We start from the raw sequence: 2,571 nt of genomic DNA, 5'->3' as shown, positions 1-2,571 counted from the left end.
CGGCATCCAGATTATGAAGGACTTCATGGCCTCCGGTTCTTTCGCTCGTGGCAAAGAAGAAAAGAACGCCAATGCTTCAATGGTTTTTGTCGGCAATATCAATCAGAGTGTGGAGGTGCTGTTAAAGACCTCGCACCTGTTCGACCCGTTCCCCGAAGCAATGGCCTACGACAGCGCGTTCTTTGACCGTATGCACTACTATCTACCGGGGTGGGAAATCCCAAAGATGCGCCCGGAACTTATCACAAAAGAATATGGCTTCATTACTGATTATCTGGCGGAATTCTTCCGCGAGATGCGCAAACGCTCATTCAGCGATGCCATTGGTCGATATTTCCGACTGGGCAATAACCTGAACCAGCGCGATGTTATTGCAGTGCGCAAGACGGTTTCGGGGCTGATTAAGCTCGTTTATCCAAATGGAAACTTAACGAAAGAAGATGTAAAGGAAATCCTCGAATATGCCCTTGAAGGCCGCCGCCGAGTGAAAGAACAGCTCAAGAAAATCGGCGGCATGGAGTTTTATGACGTTCATTTCTCCTACATTGACAATGACAGCTTTGAGGAGTCCTTTGTTTCGGTACCAGAGCAGGGTGCAGGTAAAATGATACCCGAAGGACACAGCAAGCCGGGGCATCTGTACACCGTAGCACATGGCGACAGTGAGATGATTGGCATTTTCAAGCTCGAAACAGAAATGGTGAATGGCAACGGCAGATTTGAGGTCACAGGTATCGGATCTGCCCGTGATGTGAGGGAAAGCCTGAAAACAGCGCAGAATTACTTTAAGGCAAACAAAAAACTGATTAGTGGTTCAATCCGTGTGGATGACTGCGATTTCCTCATGCATGTCGCTGATTGTCAGGGTATCGGCATGACTGGCGAGCTGGCACTTTGCGGCTTCATCGCGCTATGCAGCTCGGCTCTGCGAAAGCCTATCCAATCGCAGATGGTTGTTCTCGGCAATATGAGTATTGGCGGAACGATTAACAAAGTTGAGGAGCTGGCAAACACACTTCAAGTATGTTTTGATGCCGGTGCAAAAAAAATTCTGCTCCCGATGTCGGCGGCAGTAGATATAGCCACTGTTCCGGCAGAGCTTTTCGCAAAGTTTCAGACATCATTCTATACAAGTCCAGAGGATGCCGTGTATAAAGCGTTGGGGATTGAGTAGAGCAGTATTTAGTTTCTATAGATTGGGGGTAAGCCAGTGGCTAAGTCGAAAAACACATCTCTTGTGGTAAGCGAAGCGAAACCGCATACAATTAAAAAATTCGAGCTTATTGAGAAATATGTAGATGAGTGGGCAAGGAAAATTCTCGGATTCCCTAAATCCAATGGCTTACTATTTATTGATTGCATGTGTAATAGCGGCGTATATACGGATGCCAAAGGTGAAACCGTTTGGGGTACGCCTATTCGTATTGCGATGTTGTTGAATGAAATAATCCAGAACTATCCTGGCAAAAAGGCCGCGCTTATATTCAATGATTTGGAAGTTGCAAAAACACAAGAGTTGCAAAAACAATTAGATGCGTTAGAGCTGAGCAATATAGAGGTCACTGTATCGACAGGCGATGGAAACGCCCTGCTCAAAGCATTTGATTTCAAACACTATTATCAATTCAACACTTTGCTAGTATATGACCCCTACCAAGCAATGATGGACTGGGATGCAATAACACCTTTTCTAAGAACCTGGGGCGAAGTAATTATCAACCATATGGTGTCCGACACAATTCGTGGTGCGGCAGCCGCAGTCAAAGACCAGACCAAACAGAAATATACAGATACATATATGATGGATATTGACGAGATTCTTGCCCTTGGCAACGACAAAAATGAGTTAGAGAAGATTATTACTAAACTCATTACGGAGCGGGCATCGAAGAGTGGAAAACAGGAGTACCTTATTTCTTCATGTCCATTCTTCAATACCAACAATACACTGGTCTATAACTTGATTCATTTCTGCAAAAATATCGAAGGTAAAAAGCTGTTCAAGAAGGTGTCTTGGCAGACTTTCGATGGCAAATCATCAGCGAAAAGGACACATGAGTTAGAGGATCAGATGACACTGGATATGTATATGACATCCGGCTCCGATGCTATGTTCATTGCTGATGATAGCTGTTATTCAATTAAGGACATTGCGAAATACCTCTTTAGCAAGTATTCTGCAAGAGGCACTGTCCCTCTTGAGGAGATATATGGCGATTTAGATTATCACCCGGTATTTCCATCTGATGGCTTCAAGCCTGAAATAAAGAAATCGTTAAAGGACTACGGATACGCTACCTGCACAAGAGACTCAGTTGTTTTTAGTAAGCGTTTATAGTCCGTGCGGTCACTCATTTAGCCGCAAAAGAAGGAGAAAATAGATGGAAAAGATAACACGGAAGACAATGCTCTACAAAACAGGTGTGGAATACGGCGACTATACCATGAACCATGTTTTAGGGTGTTCGCATGGCTGCAAATACCCTTGCTATGCGTTCATGATGAAAAAGCGTTTTGGAAAAGTCACCTCCTATGAGGACTGGATATGCCCCAAACTGGTAAGCAACACAC

2 protein-coding genes and 1 pseudogene are annotated in these 2,571 nt (G+C 44.5%); all 3 read left to right on the top strand.

Annotated elements, in window-relative coordinates; genetic code table 11:
* Window positions 1-1,174, top strand: a 1,174-nt coding sequence (locus tag VB081_RS01255; protein WP_323399054.1) for a BREX system Lon protease-like protein BrxL, incomplete at its 5' end; no start/stop codon positions are given.
* Between the two features lie 36 nt (window positions 1,175-1,210).
* A complete protein-coding gene (gene tcmP / locus VB081_RS01250) occupies window positions 1,211-2,338 on the top strand; it encodes a three-Cys-motif partner protein TcmP (RefSeq protein WP_323399053.1) in 1,128 nt (375 codons plus the stop codon).
* Between the two features lie 43 nt (window positions 2,339-2,381).
* Window positions 2,382-2,571, top strand: a pseudogene (locus VB081_RS01245) (radical SAM protein); the annotation flags it as partial.

The organism is Christensenella sp. (genome assembly GCF_034927525.1).
Classification (GTDB): domain Bacteria; phylum Bacillota; class Clostridia; order Christensenellales; family Christensenellaceae; genus Christensenella.
This window is presented reverse-complemented; position numbering and strand designations above follow the sequence as displayed.